Here is a 1644-nt window from a genome sequence, read left to right on the forward strand (position 1 = left end):
GGTGCTGCGTCGAACGCTGCGCAACAGCGGCTCGATCTCGGCAAATTTCTCTCGACTGATGTCGCTTGGGTACGGCTTTCTTTTCACCCAAGGATTGTCGGGGGCAAAAAGATCGTAAACACGTTCTTAGCCTTTTTGGCTTCTAGCGCTTACTGGGTAAGCGCTGGCAGCTCTGCTTTTTAATTTTCATTTTCCAGGGTGCCATCCCGCTACCGGGCATGGCACCCATGGCTGTTGCTTTCAGGCATCGCCAAGATGCAGTGCGATCTTCCCGAAATGCCGGCCTGATTCCAGACGGTTCAGCGCCGTATGCACATCGCCCAGGGCAAAGCGGCTGTCGATGACGGGCCGCAGGCCGGTGCGCTGCACGAAATGGAGCAGGTCGCGAAATTCGCCCAGGTTGCCCAGGCTGGAGCCGAAGATCTGCAACTGGCGCACGAACAGGCGGCGCAGGTCGGCACCGGGCTGGTCGCCCGTGGTGGCGCCGCAGGTGACCAGGCGGCCACCGCGCACCAGCGATTTCAGGGCCGAAGGCCAGACGGCTTCCCCCACGTTTTCCAGCACCACATCCACGCCCCGTCCGCCGGTCAGGGACAGCACCTCTTTGGCAACGTCCTGCGTCCGGCTGTTGATGCCATGGGCGGCGCCCAGCAGGCGTGCCCGCTCCAGCTTGCCGTCCTCGCGGGAGGTGACGATGACCCGTGCGCCGATGGCCTGCGCCAGTTGCAGCCCGGCCAGCGAGACGCCGCCGCCGATGCCGAAGATCAGCACCGTCTCCCAGGGTTGCAGACGCGCTCTGGAAAACAGCATCCGCCAGGCCGTCAGGTGGTTGACGCCCAGGGCGGCGGCCTCGGCCCAGTCCAGGTGCGCGGGTTTGGGAAACAGTTGCGCGGCGGGCACCTGCACCCACTGGGCAAAGGTGCCGTCCCGATGCTCCCCCAGGAACTGGATGCGGGCGCACAGGGCGCTGTCGCCCCCCTGGCAGAACTCGCAGCGGCCGCAGGCCACGCCGGGGTGAATGACCACTTCCTGCCCGGGGCGCAGCAGCGGGTCGTCGCTGTCGCATTCCTCCACGATGCCTGCGCCGTCCAGGCCCAAGGTTTGCGGTAGCCGGTGGGTGATGCCGGCACCACTGTTGCGCATGTACAAATCCACTTGGTTGAGGGTTGCGGCCTGCATGCGTACGCGCACCTGGCCGGGTGCGCGTGCGGGCAGGCTGCGCTCCCCCACCTGTACCACGTCGTTGCCGCCGTGGCCGGTGATGAAGGCGGCCTGCATGGCGTCAGAACGCGTGGCGCAAACCGACCATCAGGCCGGTTTGATTGCGTCCGGCCAGGGGCGCCAGGGCCGTGTTGCTGGCACCTACCGAGGGCGAGAACCGGGCCTTGCCATCGTTGCGCATGAAGCCCACCGTGGTGTAGGCGGCAGTGCGCCTGGAGAAGGCATAGGTGCCGCGCAGCACCAGCATCTGGGCACCGTCGGCGCTGTTTTTGTAATCGAAGCCGTAGTACTGGGCTTCCAGCGTCACGGCGGTGGTCAGGGGGTGGGACACGCCCAGCGACCACAGGGTGCTTTTGCGTTGGGCCTGGACGGCGGCTTCGTTCCTGCGCTGCATGTAGTTGGCGGCCAGCTTGGTCTTGCCCA

At 65.9% G+C, this 1644-nt stretch carries 2 protein-coding genes and 1 pseudogene; all 3 read right to left on the reverse strand.

Annotated elements, in window-relative coordinates; translation table 11 throughout:
* Window positions 1–87, reverse strand: a pseudogene (locus ACFO3A_RS15620) (IS5/IS1182 family transposase); the annotation flags it as partial.
* Window positions 88–240: 153 nt separating this feature from the next.
* Window positions 241–1278 (reverse strand): zinc-binding dehydrogenase, encoded by a 1038-nt coding sequence (locus ACFO3A_RS15625; protein WP_377728229.1) that lies wholly within the window; start codon window positions 1276–1278, stop codon window positions 241–243.
* A 4-nt stretch (window positions 1279–1282) separates the two neighbouring features.
* Window positions 1283–1644: porin (locus ACFO3A_RS15630; protein WP_377728230.1), on the reverse strand; the 362-nt coding region annotated here is incomplete at its 5' end.

The sequence above is a fragment of the Comamonas nitrativorans genome, assembly GCF_042654765.1.
GTDB lineage: Bacteria > Pseudomonadota > Gammaproteobacteria > Burkholderiales > Burkholderiaceae_C > Comamonas > Comamonas nitrativorans.